This is a genomic window from Albibacterium sp. (assembly GCF_035514885.1).
In the GTDB taxonomy this organism is placed as follows: Bacteria; Bacteroidota; Bacteroidia; order Sphingobacteriales; family Sphingobacteriaceae; genus Albibacterium.
In genome coordinates, this window is record NZ_DATJCH010000012.1 from 285062 (window position 1) to 307521 (window position 22460).

Below are 22460 nucleotides of genomic sequence, written 5' to 3' on the forward strand. Positions count from 1 at the left end.
AATATTATTAATCCTTTACTAATGTAAACTCGTCGATGATATGGCTTGCACCTGCAAATTTGTCGATAAGGAATAATACGTAGCGAATATCAACGCTAATGGTTCTTTGAAGTTGAGGGTCGAAGATAACATCTCCTGCCATCGCTTCAATGTTTCCATCAAATGCAAGTCCTAGTAATTCTCCTTTGCCATTTAATACGGGAGAGCCTGAATTTCCTCCTGTGATATCATTATCTGATAAGAAATTTACTGGCATATAACCAGCTTTATCAGCATACTGTCCGAAATCTTTAGCTTCATATAGATCAATTAGTTTTTGAGGTAAATCAAATTCCGGATCATTGGGCTTGTATTTATTAATGGTGCCCTTTAGTGTTGTATAATTATTAATAGTGGCATCGTTTCTTGAATCAGCAGGTAAGGCGCGGATTTTTCCATAGGATAAACGAAGTGTACTGTTTGCATCCGGGTAGTATTTTACTTTTGGATTTGCTATTCGCATACCCTGAACCATTAAACGGAAGGCACGGTTAAAGTCGGCTTGCTTTGACTTCATTGTATCTGATTCATAGCGATAACGAGCTACGATATCATTTGATAATTTGAAAAGTAAATCGTTGGACAACACTTCCAGATCAGGATTGTTAATGAATGCAATTAGTTTTTCTTGATTTGCAAATACGCTGGTTTCAAAGGCTTTGTTTATGTATGGGGTAACGTCACCATTGTTCCCTTTTGATATTTCAGCAACATAGGGAGCGATTAAATCTTTACCACCTTTTTCAACATATAAATTAAGAAGAGCTATCAGTAGATCTTTTTCTACCGGCATTGATAGATTTTCATATGAAGAATTAACCTGACTAATTAATTGAGGTAAGAGCTCGGCTTTTTTAGCATCATTTTGTTGAAAGTAAAAATTAACTGCATTGCCAATGGTGTAAGGCAGTGGAGCTAAGGAACTGCTGCGAAGGATACCGCCAGAGATATAATTGTCGTGACGTGCCTCTTCGTTTGTTAAGGCATAGTATTCGTTAATGGTAGTCATTACAGAACCATATTTATCTTTGTTCTTAGATTTATTGGCCCACTTGTTGAATTTCTTTTCGGATGCTTCTTTGGTTTTTGCAGTTTGATGTTGTGTTAATGCATCAATCATACCTTGACGATTTTTCCAATAATTGGCAACACCTGCATATTTTGATGCATATTTTAGACGGATAGCCTGGTCTTGATCCATATACTTCTTCATCACATCCATACCTGTCTTTGAGGCTTCAACCCATGCGGGGTATGCATAGTTGACATTTTGTGAGATTCCTGCGGAGGGCATCCAACGGTTTGTACGACCCGGATAGCCAAGAATCATAGCAAAATCTCCTTCTTTGAAACCGTTTAGACTGATAGATAGATGGTATTTTGGAACTAATGGTACATTGTTTTCTGAGTATTCAGCAGGATTACCATCTTTGTCTGCATACACACGGAATAAAGAAAAATCACCTGTGTGACGTGGCCATTCCCAATTATCGGTGTCGCCACCAAATTTTCCAATATTGTCCGGAGGGGTTCCTACTAAGCGAACATCCGTATAATCTTGGTATACGAAGTAATAAAACTCATTGCCTTCATAAAATGATTTTACCGATACGGTGTATTTACCACCTTCGTTATTCTCCTTTTCAATAAGAGCAATTTCGCGGTTGATAGTACCTTCGCGTTCAGCTTCTGTCATACCATCATTTAGTTTACCTAAGATACGTTCTGAAACATCGTCCATACGAACAAAGAATCTTACAGATAGTGATTTTGGTTTTAGTTCATCGGCTTTAGTTTTTGCCCAGAAACCATTTGTTAAATGATCATTTTCCGGAGTTGATAGTTCTGCAATTGCGCCATAACCACAATGATGATTGGTCATTACCAAACCTGTATTAGATACTATTTCTGCAGTGCAGCCTCCTCCAAATTGAACAATAGCATCTTTTAAACTGGAATTATTGATACTATAGATTTCTTCAGCGGTTAACTGTAAGCCCATCTTCTGCATATCTCGCTCATTTAAACGCTCGATATTCATTAAAAACCACATTCCTTCATCGGCTTTGACCGAAAAAGTAGATGCGGCTAATAAAATAAATAAAAGGATTCTTTTCATGTTGTGGTGTATTTAAATATTATTTGAACCGGCAAAGTTGCATCTTTTTAAATAAAGTGACAAGAAAGATATTTTTTGTGATGCTTATATGGCTATACGATTTGACTATTAAATTTATCTCTGATCAAATAAAAACCAATGGTACTGATTAGGGCTAATATGGCTGTTGATAGCCATAAAGTATTAAATCCGAAAGTAGCAGCAATCTGTGTTCCGATTGATGGGGACAGGATATGTGCTGCCGAAAAGGCTAACCCATTTAATCCCATATAAGCTCCTTGATTACTTTGATGAGCACGTTTTATGGTTACTGTGGAAGTAAAAGGTAGAACGAGGATTTCGGAGATACTTAGAAAAAACATAGCTAAGAAAAGTATCCATATACCCGCATTACTTATTAATAATATAAAGGATATGCTTAATAAAGCTGCTCCAAGTGTAATAGTTTGAAAGGTTGTGAGTCTTCTTTCCGCGATGTTAACTAAAAACATTTCTAATAGAAAAACTACTAAGCCGTTAAAAGCGAGTATAATACCTACAGCACTATCTTTTAGTACATATACCTGTTTGTAATACAGTGGCAAGGTGCTTAGTAATTGAAAAAAACAGATACTATAAAAAGCACATAATACATTGAAAATAATAAAAGCTTTGTCTTTATATGGAGATTTTACCGGATTTTGGCTTTGGACTTTTTGATCTTTAATCTGTTTTATCAGGTTTTTGTTTCCTTCCCTTCTTTTGAAGTATGTATAAAAGACGAAGCCTGCTATTGCCGCTGTAACTCCATTACCATAAAAAAGCCAGTTATAAGAAAAGGCGGCAAGTAGCCCTCCCAATGCAGGACCTATTGAAAAACCCAGGTTTAATGCCATTCTGTTTAATGAAAGTGCACGGGTTAGATTTTTAGGTTTAGCATAATGGGCAATGGAAACTGAATTTGCAGGCCTAAAGGTCTCAGCTATTAAACTTAAAATGAAAATTCCAAAACTTAAAAAAAAAGGTGTCTTTAAAATAGGAAGAACAAAGAATAGGGGTACAGTTAAAAAAAGGCTTAAGAGCTGAATTTTAAAATGACCATGGATGTCGGTTAATCTTCCTCCAATATATGAGCCTGAAATTGCACCTAATCCGAAAAAGCTTAAAACAATACCCGTTTCTTTTAACGAAAAATGTAGATGTTCAGTCATATACAGGCCAAGGAATGGAATTACCATGGCACCCATTCTGTTTATGAGCATAACAAGAGATAGCATCCAAGCTGGCTGGGATAAGCCTCGGTAAGCATTGACGTATTCTTGAAAATATTTCTTCATTTTATATAGTTACAAATCTAAGTGTTTTTAGGTTTTTAATCATTCTCAATTCAAATTATTAACTTTGGTGCAAAAGTTATTTCGTTATGCAAAACATCAAGAATTATATTGAGCAAAATAAACAACGTTTTTTAGATGAGTTGTTTGAGCTACTTCGATTCCCTTCAATAAGTGCCGATCCAAAGTATAAAGAGGATGTAGCAAAGACAGCAGCCTTTGTTGCCGAAAAATTAAAAGGTGCTGGTGCTGATAATGTTGAGATTTGTCCGACTGCAGGTCACCCCATTGTATATGGAGAGAAAATAGTTGATCCGAGCAGACCCACTGTATTGGTATATGGACATTATGATGTACAACCTCCAGATCCATTGGAGCTTTGGAAAACACCACCATTTGAACCTACTGTACGAGATGGCAAAATCTATGCGAGAGGTGCTTGTGATGACAAGGGTCAGTTTTATATGCATGTAAAAGCATTTGAGTTAATGCTTCAGACTGATGGATTGCCATGTAATATTAAATTTATGATTGAGGGTGAAGAGGAAGTAGGGTCTGATAACCTGGGAGTTTTTGTTAGTGAAAATAAAGAACGTTTGAAGGCAGACGTTGTATTGATATCAGACACTTCTATGATAAGTTTAGAGAGTCCATCTCTGGAAACAGGTTTGCGTGGCTTGTCTTATGTTGAAGTAGAAGTTGAAGGGCCAAACCGAGATCTGCATTCAGGTGTATACGGAGGAGCTGTAGCTAATCCTGCTATTATACTAGCAAAAATGATTGCGTCTTTGCATGACGAGAATAACCACATCACAATCCCCGGATTTTATGATGATGTAGTAATGTTGACCGACGAGGAGCGTCAAGCACTTAATAAAGCTCCTTTCGATATTGAAGAATATAAAGAGGATTTAGGTATAGAGGATGTTTGGGGAGAGAAAGGTTATACTACATTGGAACGAACAGGCATAAGGCCAACTTTAGAAGTGAATGGTATTTGGGGTGGATATACTGGTGAAGGTGCGAAAACTGTTTTACCTTCGAAGGCAAGTGCTAAAATATCGATGCGTCTGGTTCCAAACCAGAACTCAAATAAAATTACTGAAATCTTTAAGAATCATTTTGTTAAGATAGCTCCAAAAACTGTTAAGGTAAGTGTAAGGCCTCATCATGGTGGGGAGCCGGTTGTTACCCCTACTGATAGTACAGCATACCGTGCTGCTTCCAAAGCAATTGAAGAATCTTTCGGAAAGGCTCCAATTCCAACTAGGGGTGGAGGAAGTATTCCTATAGTGGCTTTATTTGAAGAAGAATTGGGTATTAAGACAGTATTAATGGGCTTTGGATTAGATAGTGATAATTTGCATTCTCCAAATGAGAAATATGATATCGCAAACTATATTAAGGGTATTGAAACTATCCCACTGTTTCATAAATATTTTAATGAACTGAGTTAGTTGATTTAAAACTAATTGTTGAGTTTATTGTTGCATTTTAACATGAACAATCGTTTCATGGTATACTTATTGCTTAAATATAACAAGAAATACAAAGGGCTTAATCTTAAAATGTGAAAAAATTTTTACTTCAAGGTCGGACTCTCCCAAGATGGGTGATATTTATTGTTGATTTAATAATTATTAGCTGGTCTTTTTCTTTTTCATACTTTATTGTTGAAAGATTTGAATTCAATGATATGGTAAGAGGACATTATCTCATTTATATTTCTCTATTCTGCTTAATTGCTTCTCCTGTAATTTATTTCTTAAGGCTCCATACTGGTCTCTTGAGATATTCTAATACGCAAGACATGTTGCGTATTTTTGGTGCTGTTTTAACGTTTAGTATTCTTTTTTCAATTGTTTCATTCTTATTTGTTCAGCCACTTCTTCACATTCAGCTGTTAAATTTGTTCAGTATATTAATCATTAATTTTTTCATTACTTCCTCACTATTAATTATGTTGAGGATTTTTGCAAAGGCGGCTTTTTATGTAATGATCAGACGCTATGGAAAGAAAGAGAGAATAAATGTATTGATTTATGGCTCAGATAAGAATGCGGTTTTAGTTAAGCAGGCATTGGAGAATAGTTCTGATGCCAATTATGTAGTTGAAGGTTTTATCGATGTTGATAGAACAAGGTTAAATAGCTACATGGAGCAAAAGAAGGTCTATCATTTTAAGGAACTTAATATTTTAAATGCTAAGAAAAATATTGACCAGATCATTATTATAAATGAATTATTAGGAGAGCGGGATAAAAAGGTTGTGATAGAGAGGGCTCTTCGCTTGGGTATTAAGGTAATAACAGTCCCTCCTGCTGGAACTTGGCTTTCTGGTAAATTGGATAAAAAGCAAATGCAGAAGTTAAGTATTGAAGATTTGTTGCAAAGAAAGCCTATCCGAATTGATCAGACCCGAGTAAGCAATGATTTGACAGGGAAAAGAGTTTTGGTTACCGGTGCGGCAGGCTCTATAGGTTCAGAAATTGTTCGTCAGGTGATAAAGTATGATCCGGCTGTCCTCATTTTATGTGATCAGGCTGAATCTCCTCTTCATGAAATGCAATTAGATATGGAGGATAAGTATCCAAATGCTTCTATAGAAATTAAGATTGCTGATGTTCGGAGTTATAGTCGGATGCATAAATTATTCGATAATTTACGTCCACAAGTAGTTTACCATGCTGCGGCATATAAGCACGTTCCATTAATGGAGCACAATCCGTTTGAGGCTATTAAATCTAATGTGCAAGGGACTAAGAATGTTGCAGATTTAGCTGTAAAGTTTGGAACTGATAAATTTGTCATGGTTTCTACAGATAAAGCAGTTAATCCTACTAACATTATGGGTGCTTCTAAGCGGTTGGCAGAAATCTATATACAAGCCTTAAATGATGGTCAGTATTCGCTGAAACAAGGCGGGTTGAATGGATCAGGAATGTATGTATCAAAGAATACAAAGACCCGTTTTATTACGACAAGGTTTGGTAATGTGTTGGGATCAAGCGGTTCTGTATTACCTCGTTTTAAAAGTCAAATTGAGAGGGGAGGCCCCTTAACAGTTACTCATCCAGAGATTACACGGTACTTTATGACTATTCGTGAAGCAGTACAATTAGTTTTGGAGGCAGGAACGATGGGAGAAGGAGGTGAAATATTTGTTTTTGATATGGGTAAACCTATTAAAATAGTTGATCTAGCTAAGAAAATGATTCAACTTGCAGGTTTACAGGAAGGTGTAGATATTGATATCGTATTCTCCGGTTTAAGACCTGGAGAAAAATTATATGAAGAGTTGTTGAATGCATCAGAACATACGCTACCAACTCATCATGAGAAAATAAGCATTGCGCGGGTTGTAAGTTATCCTTTTGATGAAACAAAGAGAAACATTGATGAATTATTGTCAATTAATGAAAAACAAATCGTTAAGGATATCGTCCTCAAAATGAAACAAATTGTTCCTGAATTTGTAAGTAAAAACTCTCCATATGAGCTATTAGACGCTGAGTTGGAAGAAAAGCCTGTAACCGCCTAACCAAGACTTAATGTATTTTTCTATATTTGAAGTCATGTATTGCAGTGATATTTAATTGTGACTAATAAATACAAAAAAGCTCTATATGGATAAAGGATTTATCGAACATATTAAACATGAATTTGAGACGCCTTTTACCAGTCCGGTTCTCATCTTTGCTCTTATATTATTTATAATACTTCTCTCACCGATTCTTTTGCGTAAAATCAGAATTCCGGGAATAATAGGTTTAATTCTATCAGGGGTCATTATTGGGCCTTACGCACTGAACATTCTTGAAAATAATTCTGCAGTTAATTTGTTTTCAACAATAGGTATATTGTATATCATGTTTGTAGCAGGCCTTGAACTTGATATGAACGATTTTGGTAAAACTAAACATAAAAGTTTGATCTTTGGTTTTTTTACCTTTTCGATTCCTGTACTAATTGGCTATCCATTATTCTATTATGTATTTAATTATGATATGGCTGCCAGCATTATGATTAGTGTCATGATGGCTACTCATACATTGGTAGCATTTCCTGTAGTTACTAGTTATGGAATAGCTAAGAATGAGGCTGTTGCTGTAGCGATAGGTGGGACAATATTAACAGATACGATAGTTTTGGTGGTTCTTGCCATTATAGTTGCCTTCTCTCAAGGAGCTTTGAACAGTCAATTTTGGATTCAAATGGGAATTTCATTTGCGATTTTCTTTTTTATAATGTTTTTTATAATTCCGAAAGTTGCTAAATGGTTTTTTAGAAAAATTGAAGGAGAAAAAACTGCACATTATATTTTTGTGTTGTTTATAGTATTCGTCGCAGCCTTTATTGCAGATTTAGCAGGTTTAGAACCTATTATAGGAGCATTTATGGCGGGTTTAGCACTTAATCGCTTAATTCCGTCTTCCTCTGCATTAATGAATAGGATAGATTTTATTGGTAGTGCTATTTTTATACCATTCTTTCTTATTAGTGTTGGTATGATGGTAGATGTAACAGTTCTTTTAAATGGACCAACTGCTATTCTTATTGCGCTTGGTTTAGTAGGAATCTCTGTTTCTGGAAAATGGACTGCAGCCTTTTTTACACAAAAGATTTTTAAATATTCTACAGCACAAAGACAGTTGATCTATGGTCTTAGCGGTTCGCATGCCGCAGCAACATTGGCTGTGATCTTAGTAGGTTATCAGAATAATATTGTTGGTGAAAATGTTTTAAACGGTGCAATATTATTAATATTGGTTTCATGTATTATTGCAACTTTTAATGCTGAAGCTGCATCGAAAAAAGTAGTTCTGGAAGGCGATTTAGATGTTGACATTCCTGAACAAGACGAGACAAATGAGGAACATATAATTCTTCCAATTGCCAACTTAAATAATATGGAAATGCTGTTAGATATGGCTACTTTGATCAGAAATAAAAAGTCACCACATCCCTTAACAGTTCTTTCAGTTGTACCAAACAATGAGATGGCTGAAATTAATCTTAAAAAAGCGCGTAAAAATTTAGACTCAATAGCAAAATATGCTTCAGGCAGTGAGACTGAGGTAAATGTAATGACGACGATTGATTATAATATTGCTGGTGGAATTAGCAGAGCATCACGTGAAATTCTGGCGACTTGTATATTAATTGGATGGCCGAGTAAATCGAGCATTATTGATAAGCTCGTGGGAGAAAAGACGGAAAGTATATTAAACTTGACTGATATTAGTCTTTTTATGTGCCGTTTGGAGAATCCTTTAGTCAGTCAAAAACGTATTGTATTATTTGTGCCGCCTATGGCGGAAGCTGAGAAGGGATTTCTTTATTGGCTTAATAAGATTTTTATATTAACCCAGGAACTCAGTTTGCCATTACTATGTGTCTGTAATAACCGTTCTCAATCTGCTATAAACCAATACTTATTAAAAAGTAAATCGAGTATTAAGTTTCAATTTGAATTGTATCAAGAATGGGATTCTTTTGAAGGTTTAAATAAATATGTAAAACCAGATGATTTCGTCGTATTTGTGTCTGCAAGAGTAGGTGACGTTTCTTATAATCACAATTTTGACAGTGTGCCGCGAAAAGTAGGTAAAGTATATAAGAATAATAATCTTATTCTGGTTTTTCCAAGTCGACGCAAAAAGAAGACAATAGTAGATCTCACCGATATTCATCAAATATCTTATTCCCCTGGACGGGAAACTGTCGAATATTTCGGTAGAAAATTTGGTGGTATATCGAAAAGGGAGTAAAGATATATCAGGTATAACATAACCTCGTTTTATATCGTTTAATAGAGAGTACAAAATAAACTATATATGATCAATGTGCTGTTAGTAGAGGATGATACTACCTTTTCTGCTATTATTGAAAGTTTTTTAAAAAAGAATGGATATCAGGTCGAACCTTACTTTTCTATTAGCAATAGTATTGCTGCTATTAAAAAGAATAAGTACGACTTAGTTTTACTGGACTATCGCTTAGGTGACGGTAATGGGTTGGAAGTATTAGATTTTATCCAGTCTCAAGGCCTTTTTGTTCCTGTTATAATAATGACCGGTTTTAGTGATGTTCGTACGGCTGTTAGAGCTATGCGTAAAGGGGTTTATGATTATATTACAAAGCCGGTAAATCCAGATGAATTATTGATGATCATAAAGGAGGCTTTGGCCAATCCTGCTGAAAAGCCTACTTCAACTGTCAGGTCGAAGCGTTTACAAGAAAATCGCTCAAATGAGAAAGAATACGTTAAAGGTAAAAGCAAGATAGCTAATAAACTTCATGAATATATTGAACTGGTTGCTCCTACGGATATGACTGTTTTGATTCGTGGAGAGAGTGGGACGGGAAAAGAATATGTTGCCAAATCTATTCATGAAAATAGTAAAAGAGCAGATAAGCCTTTTATTTCAATTGACTGTGGGACTTTATCGAAAGAGTTGGCTGGTAGCGAACTCTTTGGTCATATTAAGGGATCGTTTACAGGAGCAGTGGTTGATAAGAAAGGCCAGTTTGAAGAGGCTTCTGGTGGAACTTTATTTCTGGATGAAATTGGAAATTTAAGTTACGAGGTACAAGTTAAGTTACTTAGAGCATTGCAAGAACGAATCATTCAGCCTATTGGTGCTAATAAACAGATTAAAGTAGATGTGCGCGTAATTGCTGCAACCAACGATGATTTGTTAGGAAGTTCGGCAGGCGGCGATTTTAGGGAGGATTTATATCATCGAATTAATGAGTTTGAAATTCATGTTCCTCCTTTGCGTGATCGGGGGAATGATTTAAATTTATTTGTTGATTTCTTCATGAAAAAAGCAAATGAAGAGTTAGAAAGAGAAGTAAAATACTTGGATGAGGAAATAATTTCTGTTTTTGAGAGCTACGAATGGCCGGGTAATTTAAGAGAATTAAAAAATGTTGTTAAGCGTATGGTTCTTTTAACACAAGGAGACACGGTTAAGATTTCTGCATTACCGGAAGATATGGTACAATCTATAAAGAACAATGTAGATACATACGATATTTCAGGCAATGATCTTAAGTCGCAGAGTGAAGCACACGAAAGGCAATTAATTATTGAAGTTTTACAGAAAGTAAAATATAATAAAAGTAAAGCAGCCCAATTATTAAACATAGACCGTAAGACTTTATATAATAAGTTAGATAAATATCAAATCTCTTAGATTTTTCAATCTAGGTATCTTCTTTTATCTTTACTCCATTTAATACTATAATATTGGCAAAAATAGAGAAAAAGGAAACGCCTTTAATGCAACAATATAATCGCATTAAAGTTAAATATCCAGGAACATTACTGTTATTTAGAGTTGGTGATTTTTACGAAACATTTGGTGAAGATGCTGTTAAGGCATCGGATGTTTTAGGTATCGTTCTTACGAAACGAGGAGCCGGTTCGACTTCAGAAGTTGCCTTAGCAGGTTTTCCTCATCATTCTCTTGAAACGTATTTGCCAAAATTGGTACGCTCAGGACTTAGGGTTGCGATTTGCGATCAGTTGGAAGATCCTAAAACTACTAAGACTATAGTAAAACGTGGAGTAACTCAATTAGTTACCCCAGGTGTTTCTTATAATGATAATATTATTCAACAAAAGTCTAATAACTATTTAGCTTCTGTTTTTTTTGAAAAAAACACTATTGGGTGTTCGTTTCTTGATATTTCTACAGGAGAGTTTTTAGTAGCTCAGGGAAAGGTTGAGTATATCGATAAACTCTTACAGAGCTACAAACCCAATGAGGTTATCTTAAGCAAAAAAAATCATAAAGAATTTACTGAGAATTTTGGTGACCGCTTTTATGTTTATTCATTGGATGAATGGCCTTATACTGGTGATTATGCACGAGAATTATTACTAAAGCATTTTGAAGTGAGTACTTTGAAAGGTTTTGGTGTTGAAAGATTAAGTTTAGCTATAGTTGCGGCAGGTGTTTCACTGCATTATTTAAATGAAACGGAACATCATAATCTTCAACATATCTCCACTCTTTCAAGAGTAGAGGAGGATCATTTTATGTGGTTAGACCGCTTTACAATTCGAAATTTAGAGTTGATTGATTCGCACAATGATAATGCAATTACTTTATTAAATGTACTTGATCATACCTCTTCTCCAATGGGTGCCCGCTTATTGAGGAAGTGGATTCTAATGCCTTTAAAAGATCAAAAACCGATTAATGCCCGATTAGATGTTGTTGATTTTTTATTAAATAACCCCGAGTTACAACAGGAGTTATTGAACGAAATTAAGCAAATAGGAGATTTAGAGCGTTTAATTAGTAAGATTGGTTTGCAGCGTGCTAATCCACGGGAAGTTGTTCAATTAAAGAGGTCATTACATGCGATTGCAGAGATTAAGCAGATTATATCACACGTTGACTCGAGGGCATTGCAAGTAATTGCTGAACAATTAAATGGCTGTAAGCACTTGACTGATCAGATTGAAGCGGAATTACAAGAAGAACCTCCTGTTATAATAGCCAAAGGAAATGTTATAGCCAGTGGTGTGAATGAAGAATTAGATCATCTTAGGAGCATTGCTTTCGGAGGAAAGGATTTCTTAGTTGAGATTCAGAAAAGAGAAGCCGTTAATACAGGTATCCCTTCCCTGAAAATTTCTTTTAATAATGTATTTGGTTACTACCTAGAAGTAACGAATTCCCATAAAGATAAGGTCCCGGCGACCTGGCAGAGGAAACAAACCTTAGTAAATGCTGAGAGATATATTACTTCTGAACTGAAAGAGTATGAAGAACAGATATTAGGTGCTGAAGAAAAGATATTTGCTCTTGAAAGTCGTATTTATGCAGAACTGCTAAGTTCATTATTGGAGTATATTAAGCCTGTTCAGTTGAATGCTCAGTTAATTGCCCAGCTGGATGTTTTATTAAACTTTGCATTAATAGCTAAAAATAATCATTATATAAGGCCTCAAATTAATACAGATACTATTATTGATATAAAGGGCGGAAGGCATCCTGTTATTGAAAAGAATTTACCCCTAGGAACGGAATACATTACAAACGACGTTTTTTTAGATAGTGATACGCAGCAAATTATTATTATTACCGGGCCTAATATGGCAGGAAAGTCGGCGTTGTTAAGACAAACTGGTTTGATTGTACTAATGGCACAGATGGGGAGCTTCGTGCCGGCTAAGTCAGCAAATTTGGGCCTTGTTGATAAGATCTTTACTAGGGTAGGAGCCTCTGATAATGTATCAAGTGGTGAATCAACTTTTATGGTTGAGATGAGCGAAACTGCTAGTATTTTAAATAATATTTCGGAGCGGAGTTTAATTTTGCTTGATGAAATTGGAAGAGGTACCAGTACATATGATGGAATCTCCATCGCTTGGGCAATTGCTGAGTATCTACATCAATATCCAACAGCCAAAGCAAAGACTCTTTTCGCTACGCATTATCATGAGTTGAATGAGTTAACGAGTAGTTTTGACCGGATTAAGAATTATAATATTTCTGTTAAGGAAGTAAATAACAAGGTTATATTTCTACGAAAATTGGTCCCTGGAGGTAGTGAGCATAGTTTTGGTATTCACGTTGCTAAAATGGCAGGGATGCCTTCAGCAATTATTCAACGTTCTAATGAGATTCTTAAACGTTTGGAGCAAGAAAGAACCGGGGGAGAGAATATTAAGGATAGCTTAAAAAAGGTTCAGAAACAAGCCTACCAATTGCAGATGTTCTCAATTGATGATCCTGTGTTGGTAAAAATAAGGGATGTATTGAATAATTTAGATGTAAATACCTTAACACCAATTGAAGCCCTCATGAAATTAGATGAGATTCAGCGAGTACTTAAAAGCTAGACTTTAACTCCATACGTACAAGATATTGATAGTGATCATCCTCATCAAGAATTTGAACAACCCATCCGTTTTCATTACCCACTTTAATTAATTCTTGCTGGTCAATATATATCCATCCAAAGGGTTTGCCTTTTTGCCCTTTGTATTCATATTGAAAATTGATCTCACCATAATAGTGATTTGGCTTTTGAATGCCATCATCGTAGTAGTATGAGATGTCTGAGGAATCAAATAATAACTGACCGCCAGGATTTAATAATGTTTTGCAATGGTTGAAGAGGCGTTTCAATCCATCGATGGATTCTGCAAGACCAATTCCATTCATTAAAAATAGAAGTGTATCATATTTGCCATTATTATATGAAAATATATCTTCTTGAATAACAGATTTGACCCCTCTAAGCTTCATGATTTCGCAGGCTTTGGCTGAAACCTCTAATGCCGTTACATCCATACCGCGCGTTTGGAGATATAGAGCATGGCTGCCAGCACCAGCACCTATATCCAATACTTTACCATCGCAAAGGGCAAGTGCAATTAATTCCTGATCAGGGAAATCATTCTCACTCCTAAAGAAAAGGTCAACAGGCATGACTTCTGTTTCAGATTGATTGGTATGGAGAATCAATTCATTTTCAGTGTTATTGGTATAATAATAATCAGTAAGGGCTTCCCCATACACATCAGGATATTGCATTAGTCTTTGATTTCTAGAATTTGTTTTGATAGTTTGATCATTTCTTCATCACCTGTATATTTCTTTTTCTCATCAGAAAGTTTAATTACAGGTGTCCATTGAGCTTCTTCAGGTAGAGCATCTGTCATTTTAATAACAATATTCATTGGTTTTAATCCTACGTCGTTTGTGAAATTAGTACCGATACCAAATGAGATACCAATCTTTTCTTTGCAGTATTTTGAGATTCTTTCGACTTTTTCATAATCCAATCCATCCGAAAAGATAATCGTCTTTGTTGTTGGATCAATGCCATAATGTTGGTAGTGATCAATGGTCATATCGGCAAAATTTAGTGGATCACCGCTGTCATGTCGGACGCCATCAAAAAGTTTAGTGAACTTCTTATCGAATTGCGAAAAAAATACTTTGCTTGTATAGGTGTCGGACAAAGCGATTCCAAGGTCACCGCGATAGACATTGGACCAGTTTTCAAGTCCAAGAGAATTCGCCATTTTAAAACCATATTTTGCAGCATGAAACATAAACCATTCATGCGCATGAGTGCCAATGGGTTTAATGCAATTCTTCATTGCTAAATGTACGTTGCTCGTCCCAATGAAACATTCAGAACCAAAATCTTTTAAGGCTTTAATGGTCAGGTCATGAACTTCGTAAGAATGCCTGCGACGCGTGCCGAAATCAGCAATTGTGATATCCAGCTTTTTATATTTATTTATTTTTTCTTTAGCAACGGTACTAACCTCTTCATCACTTATACGTTTTTGTTTAGTTATTTTATAGTAAAGTTCGCAGATCAGGCTCATGATTGGAACTTCCCACATAATTGTACGATACCAATAACCTGATATTTTAACAGACAGATCACTTCCTGTTTGGATAATTTCTACTTCCGAAGAATCGTACCGATAGCCTTGAAGAAAGTCAAGGTAGGTGGGGTCTAAATATGGACAAGTGTCTCTTAAATATTCCTTTTCCTCCTTCTTGAGCTTTAATTGCTCCATTTTGACTATTTCTTTTTTTAGTATTTCTGCAAAGCCTTCAGGGAAAATATGCTGCCCTCGATTGATGAATTTATATTTTGCTTTAGCATTCGGAAATAATTTGATCACTGCGTGCTGCATAGTGAATTTATAGAAATCATTATCCAGAATTGAATATAAATGAATATCTGCCATAGGAAATATCTATTAAACGATAGGTATGCTAATATGCGGTTTTTTTAAGCAATTCTAAAAGATAATTACTTTGATAGATTATTTATCTTCGTCTTTTTAAGTTGATATGTGTATGATATATGATGCGGTTATAATAGGTGCTGGAGCTTGTGGTTTAATGTGTGGTGTACAAGCAGCTGCTCTTGGAAAAAAGATATTGATTCTTGAAAAGAATGACAGGGCAGGTGCTAAAATATTAATTTCTGGAGGAGGACGGTGTAACTATACCAATCTTAATAGTACATCAGAAAATTTTATTTCTGAAGATAAAGCTTTCTGTGAGGAGGTGTTTAAGCAATGGACTGTTAAGGATAGTATTGATTTTTTTGATCGTAACGGAATTGTTGGCAAGGAAAAGGTGTTGGGACAGCTGTTTCCGCAAAGCAATAATGCAAAAGATGTCGTTGCTATCTTTTTAAATTTATTAAAGAAATATAAAGCTGAACTAAGATTAAATGCTCTGGTTATCAAAGTTAGTAAAAACGAAAATCAGATCTTTGAAAGTACATATGAGATTAATGGGCGAAAAATAGAAGTATTATCTAAAACTGTAGTTATGTCGAGCGGAGGGCTTCCTATAAGTAAACTTGGTGCTAGTGATTTTGCCTTGCGCACTGCAAGATTCTTTGATCTAAGAATTGTAAATACTGCACCCGCATTGGTGCCTCTAACGATTACCGGAAAAGACAAGGATTGGTTTGCTGCATTAGCAGGAAATTCGATTTATTGTAAGGTTTCAAATCAACGAATTAGTTTTCATGAGAACATTCTTTTTACACATTGGGGTTTAAGTGGTCCCGCTATTTTACAGTTATCGTCCTATTGGCGTGCAGGAGAAGATATTGTAATTGATTTGTTGCCTGGAGCCTCTATGTCAACAATTATTGCACAGGAAAGAGATTCTGGAGGTAAGCGTCTATTACAACAAATCCTTCAAGAGCATTTTACCAAGAAATTTGTTGAGTCTTTAACCAAATTCTTGCCTATAGATAAAAAAATAGCCTCTTTAAGTAAAGCGGAGGCGAAGTTGATTAACTCTACGATTCATCATTTCAAAGTTAAACCTGCTGGAGATAAAGGTTATGATAAAGCTGAGGTGATGCGAGGTGGTGTAGCGACAGAGGAGTTGAATCCTAGAAGCTTAGAGTCTATTAAGATAGAGGGACTCTTTTTTGGAGGGGAATGTGTAGATGTAACAGGGTGGTTAGGAGGATATAATTTCCAATGGGCTTGGGCATCAGGGTATGTAATCGCTAAAAATCTTTAGGGATAGGAATCATTTAGGTCTATGTAATAGTATTAGTAGTAAAATAAAAAAACTATTATAGTAAGAACAACGACCGTAATTATGATAATCCAATTTAAAAGTTTACTTGCTGGCTTATCATCTCGTTCTTCCAGAGCTTCTTTTGATGGTTTGGGATCTTCTTGATTGTTCTCGTAGTTATTCTCTGCGTTTTTATTCTCTTCCATGTTCTTAATTTTTGTTTAGAATTAGAACATAGAATATTTAAAAATGTTTGTTTTAATTTGTAGCATTCGTTAGGTCTTGTTGAACCTGTTGGAGAGTATAGTGTCCAATTTCATTGCCAAAAGAGTTGCCAATATAGTTGATTATATAAGCAATTTCTATCGGAGAGAGGTGAGTCTCTGCTGGCATTTCTTCATTATAGGTCTGTCCATTTATAACCACCTCTCCACTCATGCCATATTTAATTATACGTGCAAGTTTATTTTGGTTTTTCGCAATGTAAGCTGTATCGGTGAGTGGAGGATATAGTAAACCTAATCCTTCACCTTTTGATCCGTGGCAGTTTTGACAATGCGTTTCGTAAGCCGTCTTTCCATTAATATAATAATGGGCATGCTCTATTTCTTCATTGCTCTGACATGATAAAACAAGAATACTGAAAGTAAGTATGGCTAGAATAATGTATATCCAATTATTTCTCATATTCACTTAATAGTATATCCATATCCTTCATAAGCTTTGCGACCTCTTTTTCATCAGTTCCGTTATATGCACCACGAATATGTCGGTCTTTATCGACTAATATAAACCATCCTTGGTGTTCAAAACCACCCGCTACTTGGTCATTTTCTTCTGTAAAAACCATGTATTCAGGAGATATACCATAAATCGTTTCACGAGTTCCTGATGCGAATTGCCATTCATTACCAGTTACTCCTAGTTTTTCTGCATACGATTTTAAGACGCTAGGAGTATCGTACTTTGTGTCTATACTATGTGATAAAAACATGACCTCGGAATTGCCTTTATATTTTTTATAAACCTCCAATAAATTACGGTGCATTATTGGGCAAATACTCGGACAGGAGGTGAAGAAGAAATCAGCAACATAAATGCTATTTTCAAAGGTCTTTTCAGTTATTGCTAAGCTATCTTGGTTTAAGAATTCAAAATCAGGAATGCTGTGATAAACAGTATCTGTAACGGTTTTACCATTAACCTCTTTTGTAACAGGTTCTCTGGAACCAAGAATAGGTAATTTATTTGTATTAGAAGATCGACAAGCTGATAGTATTAAAATTGATAGAAAAGCTGTTACTAATAATAAATTTCTCATTTTATTTGTTAATTGTACTAAGAACTGATTTGCTCTCTTCTGTTACTGCTTTGAATTGTGTATCAATATCTTGAACCTTTAAACGTTCATTTTTTAAATATTTCTCAATCTCTTCTTTTGACATATTTTCAAAGTCTAAATTTAGCTCGTGCATCCAATCATTCATCGCATCGTTTGCTGCTTCAATTTCAGCTTTTAGGTTTATCAGTTTTGCTTTTTGCTCTACAGTATCAATTTCGGGATTTTTAAGTTTGATGGTTTCCCAGTTGTTTAAAATAGAGTCTATTTTGAGACTTGTATGAGCAAAGGTAGACATCATTGGCATTACTTCATCATGAATGGCAATGACTTCCTCTTGCAGTTGCTTTGTCGAATCGTCTTTTGTATTGCATGCAGTTATAAATAACAACAAACTTAATGCAGAGAATAGAATAGGTTTCATAAAAATTTTTTTAGCAAATATACAAAGGTTTAATGATCTTTTGCCAGCTATAGGCTGGATGGGTTCTTGTTTAAATGGTTGCTATTGAAATTAAGGTTACGTATGTATATTTCGTTTTTTACTTTTACATAAAGTATCCCATCAGCATCATAGAGATCGATGTCAAAGCTTGAAACATATTTCCCTTCTTGCTGCAGATGCTGCTCTGCATAATTGATATCTTCTTCTGATATTTTTATTGTAAAAAATAGATTTTTCTTCGCTGGTTTGATGTATTTTATCTCAGCACTTTTTAACCAAACAAGATTGGTATATCCTTTTCTTTTGAATACCTGATCGAATAAAATCGCATAGAATGGATCCGTGGCTGAAAAAATTGTTCCTCCAAAAATTGAAGAGTTATAGTTTTTAGTAATAAGGCTGTGATTGATTTTTACATCTACGCCACGGAAATTTTTATGAAATCGTTGAACCCATATTCGTTGAAAAAAAAGTGGGGGATATAGTCGCATCGCCCATTTAAGTAAATTTTCTGATGCTTGCATTCTTATCAAAGATACACAGAAGTGATGAAAGTCGCTATTTCTTTCTTTTCAAAAATAAATAGATATTTGTGGGTATGGATTTTAAAGAAAAAGTTGCTGAAAGTTATAGGCAAATTCAGGATCAGATTTGTAACGGGTTAGAGAAGGTTGATGGATTAGGGAAATTTGAAGAGGAAATCTGGGAAAGAGAAGGCGGCGGTGGCGGTAGGACGAGAATTATGCAAGGGGGAGATGTTATTGATCGAGGGGGTGTTAATTTTTCTGCAGTTCATGGAAAACTTCCTGACCAAATTAAGAACTCATTTGGAGTAGATGAAGATGAGTTCTTTGCAACTGGTGTCTCTATCGTGATTCATCCTATTAATCCTTGGGTTCCTATAATTCATATGAATATCCGTTATTTTGAATTAAATGAGAAAGTTCGCTGGTTTGGAGGAGGAATTGATGTAACTCCTCATTATGTAATAAAAGATGATGCTCAATTTTTTCATTCCTATCTGAAAAATATTTGTGACCAGTTTTCACCAATATTTTACAACGATTTTAAATCGTGGGCTGATCGGTATTTTTATATCAATCATCGTAAAGAAACTCGAGGAATTGGTGGTATTTTTTACGACCGGTTAGATCCGAAAAAAAGTGGGTTGACATATGATGAAATTCTTACTTTTTCAGAACAAGTAGGTAATTCATTCTTACCTATTTACACAGAGTTAATAAAACGCAATCAAGATAAACCTTTTACCGAAGAACACAAGGCTTGGCAGACATTTCGACGAGGACGCTATGTTGAATTTAACTTAGTTTATGACGCAGGAACCAAGTTTGGCTTAGAAACCAATGGGCGAATAGAGTCCATTCTTATGAGCTTGCCGCCACAGGCTACCTGGCTTTATAATTTCAAGGCAGATCCTGGCAGTGAAGAAGAAAAAACACTTGATTTATTAAAGCAAGGTATAGACTGGATTTCTTAAGAAAACGCCTTTCAAATGTCTCCTAATATTCGCTAAATAAGCTTAAAATTGCTAACTTCGCATGCGTTCAAATTTTTGAATGTGTAGTTTAAAATGAACTAAATTCTTATGGCTGACGAAACAGAAAATGAAAACAATTTAGTACCAGCTAACGATCGTATAATCCAGATTAATATTGAAGATGAAATGAAGTCATCGTACATTGATTACTCAATGTCGGTTATTGTTTCACGAGCATTGCCTGATGTGCGCGATGGATTAAAGCCAGTGCATAGGCGTGTTTTATATGGCATGTTAGATTTGGGCGTCACAAGCAGCAAGCCACATAAAAAATCAGCACGTATAGTCGGGGATGTTTTAGGTAAATACCATCCACATGGAGATTCCTCTGTTTACGGTACAATGGTGAGAATGGCCCAGGAATGGAGCATGCGCTATATCTTGGTTGATGGACAGGGTAACTTTGGATCTGTCGATGGAGACTCGCCAGCTGCAATGCGTTATACAGAAGCTCGGTTGAAGAAAATCGCTGAGGATATGTTAAGCGATATTGCTAAGGATACTGTTGATTTTCAGTTAAATTTTGATGATACATTGCACGAGCCTACGGTTCTGCCAACTCGCATACCCAATCTCTTAGTTAATGGAGCTTCTGGAATTGCTGTAGGTATGGCTACAAATATGGCTCCTCATAACTTATCGGAAGTTATTGACGGCACGATAGCTTATATAGAAAATCGTGATGTTACAATTCCTGAATTAATGCAGTATATTAAAGGTCCTGACTTCCCTACAGGCGGTATTATTTATGGATATTCTGGACTTCAGAGTGCTTTTGAAACAGGCCGGGGTAGTGTAATTATGCGTGCAAAAGCCGAAATAGAAGTTGCTAAAAATGATAAAGAACAAATTATAGTAACCGAGATTCCCTATCAGGTGAATAAAGCAACCATGATTGAGCGTACAGCTGAATTGGTTAATGAGAAGAAAATAGAGGGTATATCTTCAATTCGTGATGAGTCAGATCGAGACGGTATGCGGATTGTTTATGATATTAAACGTGATGCAAATGCGTCTGTAGTATTGAACAATCTGTTTAAATATACAGCCTTACAAACCTCATTTAGTGTAAACAACATTGCATTGGTCAATGGTAGACCGGTCTTGTTGAATTTAAAAGACTTAATCCATTATTTTGTAGAACATAGACATGAAGTAATTGTTCGTCGAACTAAGTTTGAACTGTCGGAAGCTGAAAAGCGTGCACATATTTTAGAAGGATTATTAATCGCATTAGACCATATTGAAGAGGTTATTAAATTAATCCGAGCTTCCAGTACTCCTGAAGAGGCACGTACTGGTTTGATGGAAAAATTTGGTCTCTCTGATATTCAATCCCGAGCCATATTGGATATGACTCTTCGTCGCTTAACGGGTTTAGAGCGTGATAAAATCAAAGAAGAATATGCTGAGTTAATGAAGACGATTGATTACCTGAAGTCTATTTTAGCAGACGAAGCACTTCGTATGCAAATTATAAAGGACGAGCTTCTTGAGGTTAAAGAGAAGTATGGAGATGAACGACGTTCTAAAATTGTTCATTCTGCGGGTGATATGAGTATGGAAGACTTTGTCGATGATGAGGAAATTGTTATTACAATATCTCATGATGGATATGTTAAAAGAACACCTTTAACAGAATACCGTATTCAAGGAAGAGGTGGAAAAGGTGCTTTGGGTTCGAATACAAAGGATAATGATTTCACAGAACATATTATCTCTGCTACAGCGCATAACTATCTACTGTTCTTTACAGAGGCCGGACGTTGTTTCTGGTTGAGAGCTTTTGAGATTCCCGAAGGGTCGAGAGTATCAAGAGGTAGAGCTTTACAGAATATTATTAATATACCGAAAGAAGAGAAGGTTAAGGCTTATATCAAAGTGAAGAATTTGAAGGATCAGGAGTATCTGGAAAACAATTTCATTATAATGTGTACTAAGAAAGGAACAATAAAGAAAACTTCTTTAGAGGCCTATTCTCGTCCTCGGGCAAATGGAATTAATGCAATTAATATTAATGAAGGTGATCAATTATTAGAAGCTAATCTGACCAGTGGTGAGAGTGAAATAGTAATTGCATTACGTTCAGGCAGAGCAATACGTTTTAATGAATCGAATGTTCGTCCAATGGGAAGAACTGCTACTGGTGTACGTGGAATTACACTTGCTCATGAGAATGACGAAGTAGTTGGTATGGTTAGTGTTAATGATTCTTCAAGTACGATCTTGGTTGTATCAGAGAATGGTTATGGAAAACGTACTGAATTGGAAGATTATCGTATAACAAATAGGGGTGGTAAGGGTGTAAAAACCATTAGCATAACCGAGAAAACAGGCGATCTGATAGCGATAAAGGATGTTACTGATCAGGATGATTTAATGATAATTAACAAATCAAGCATTGTTATCCGTATTTCTGTAAATGAGCTTCGTGTTATGGGACGTGCAACACAAGGAGTTAAACTAATCAACTTAAAGAAGGATGATCAGATTGCTTCGGTTGCAAAAGTAGTACGTGACGAAGAGGAAGATGTAGAGGATAATCCACAGGTTGACGAAAATGAAGCGAATGATGAATCGAATATATCAGATAATGATTAA

The 22460-nt window shown here is 35.5% G+C and carries 17 protein-coding genes; 8 read left to right on the forward strand and 9 right to left on the reverse strand.

Annotation, left to right across the window (positions count from 1 at the left end; genetic code table 11):
- Positions 1-7: 7 nt before the first annotated feature.
- Positions 8-2158, reverse strand: a complete 2151-nt coding sequence (locus tag VL047_RS05115; RefSeq protein ID WP_325359021.1) for a S46 family peptidase — start codon at positions 2156-2158, stop codon at positions 8-10.
- A 92-nt stretch (positions 2159-2250) separates the two neighbouring features.
- Positions 2251-3474: an MFS transporter gene (locus VL047_RS05120; RefSeq protein ID WP_325359022.1), complete on the reverse strand. Its 1224-nt coding sequence runs from the start codon at positions 3472-3474 to the stop codon at positions 2251-2253.
- A gap of 86 nt (positions 3475-3560) precedes the next feature.
- On the opposite strand from VL047_RS05120, the gene VL047_RS05125 reads away from it, so the two are divergent.
- The 5 genes from VL047_RS05125 (at position 3561) to mutS (ending at position 13336) form a co-directional block, all read left to right on the forward strand.
- Positions 3561-4928, forward strand: a complete 1368-nt coding sequence (locus VL047_RS05125; protein ID WP_325359023.1) for a dipeptidase — start codon at positions 3561-3563, stop codon at positions 4926-4928.
- A gap of 113 nt (positions 4929-5041) precedes the next feature.
- Entirely contained in the window at positions 5042-7012 is a 1971-nt protein-coding gene (locus tag VL047_RS05130; RefSeq protein WP_325359024.1) for a nucleoside-diphosphate sugar epimerase/dehydratase, read from the forward strand.
- A gap of 85 nt (positions 7013-7097) precedes the next feature.
- On the forward strand, positions 7098-9242 hold the full coding sequence (locus tag VL047_RS05135) for a cation:proton antiporter (RefSeq protein WP_325359025.1): 2145 nt from the start codon (positions 7098-7100) through the stop codon (positions 9240-9242).
- A gap of 66 nt (positions 9243-9308) precedes the next feature.
- On the forward strand, positions 9309-10673 hold the full coding sequence (locus VL047_RS05140) for a sigma-54 dependent transcriptional regulator (protein ID WP_325359026.1): 1365 nt from the start codon (positions 9309-9311) through the stop codon (positions 10671-10673).
- A 53-nt stretch (positions 10674-10726) separates the two neighbouring features.
- Positions 10727-13336, forward strand: coding sequence for a DNA mismatch repair protein MutS (mutS, locus tag VL047_RS05145; RefSeq protein ID WP_325359027.1), 2610 nt, complete (start codon positions 10727-10729; stop codon positions 13334-13336).
- Here the strand turns inward: mutS and VL047_RS05150 are convergent.
- Positions 13326-14033, reverse strand: a complete 708-nt coding sequence (locus VL047_RS05150; protein ID WP_325359028.1) for a class I SAM-dependent methyltransferase — start codon at positions 14031-14033, stop codon at positions 13326-13328. The genes mutS and VL047_RS05150 overlap by 11 nt on opposite strands.
- Positions 14033-15211 carry a nicotinate phosphoribosyltransferase gene (gene pncB / locus VL047_RS05155; protein WP_325359029.1) on the reverse strand — a complete coding sequence of 393 codons (1179 nt, stop codon included), beginning with the start codon at positions 15209-15211 and terminating at the stop codon, positions 14033-14035. The genes VL047_RS05150 and pncB overlap by 1 nt, the downstream gene beginning before the upstream one ends.
- 112 nt (positions 15212-15323) lie before the next feature.
- Between pncB and VL047_RS05160 the strand changes: the two genes are divergently transcribed.
- A complete protein-coding gene (locus tag VL047_RS05160; RefSeq protein ID WP_325359030.1) occupies positions 15324-16517 on the forward strand; it encodes an aminoacetone oxidase family FAD-binding enzyme in 1194 nt (397 codons plus the stop codon).
- Positions 16518-16549: 32 nt separating this feature from the next.
- Here the strand turns inward: VL047_RS05160 and VL047_RS05165 are convergent, their stop codons facing one another.
- Genes VL047_RS05165 through VL047_RS05185 form a run of 5 tightly spaced genes read right to left on the reverse strand, consistent with a single transcriptional unit; the run spans position 16550 to position 18825 of the window.
- Positions 16550-16723 (reverse strand): hypothetical protein, encoded by a 174-nt coding sequence (locus tag VL047_RS05165; protein ID WP_325359031.1) that lies wholly within the window; start codon positions 16721-16723, stop codon positions 16550-16552.
- Between the two features lie 52 nt (positions 16724-16775).
- Entirely contained in the window at positions 16776-17204 is a 429-nt protein-coding gene (locus VL047_RS05170) for a cytochrome c (protein ID WP_325359032.1), read from the reverse strand.
- Positions 17194-17838 (reverse strand): SCO family protein, encoded by a 645-nt coding sequence (locus VL047_RS05175; protein WP_325359033.1) that lies wholly within the window; start codon positions 17836-17838, stop codon positions 17194-17196. The genes VL047_RS05170 and VL047_RS05175 overlap by 11 nt, the downstream gene beginning before the upstream one ends.
- Before the next feature lies 1 nt (position 17839).
- A complete protein-coding gene (locus tag VL047_RS05180) occupies positions 17840-18280 on the reverse strand; it encodes a hypothetical protein (protein ID WP_325359034.1) in 441 nt (146 codons plus the stop codon).
- 47 nt (positions 18281-18327) lie between these two features.
- Positions 18328-18825, reverse strand: a complete 498-nt coding sequence (locus VL047_RS05185) for a DUF4442 domain-containing protein (RefSeq protein ID WP_325359035.1) — start codon at positions 18823-18825, stop codon at positions 18328-18330.
- Between the two features lie 74 nt (positions 18826-18899).
- On the opposite strand from VL047_RS05185, the gene hemF reads away from it, so the two are divergent.
- Both hemF and gyrA read left to right on the forward strand, forming a co-directional pair.
- On the forward strand, positions 18900-19799 hold the full coding sequence (hemF, locus tag VL047_RS05190) for an oxygen-dependent coproporphyrinogen oxidase (RefSeq protein WP_325359036.1): 900 nt from the start codon (positions 18900-18902) through the stop codon (positions 19797-19799).
- A 108-nt stretch (positions 19800-19907) separates the two neighbouring features.
- The gene (gene gyrA / locus VL047_RS05195; RefSeq protein WP_325359037.1) at positions 19908-22460 is read left to right on the forward strand and encodes a DNA gyrase subunit A; all 2553 of its coding nucleotides are present in this window, start codon (positions 19908-19910) and stop codon (positions 22458-22460) included.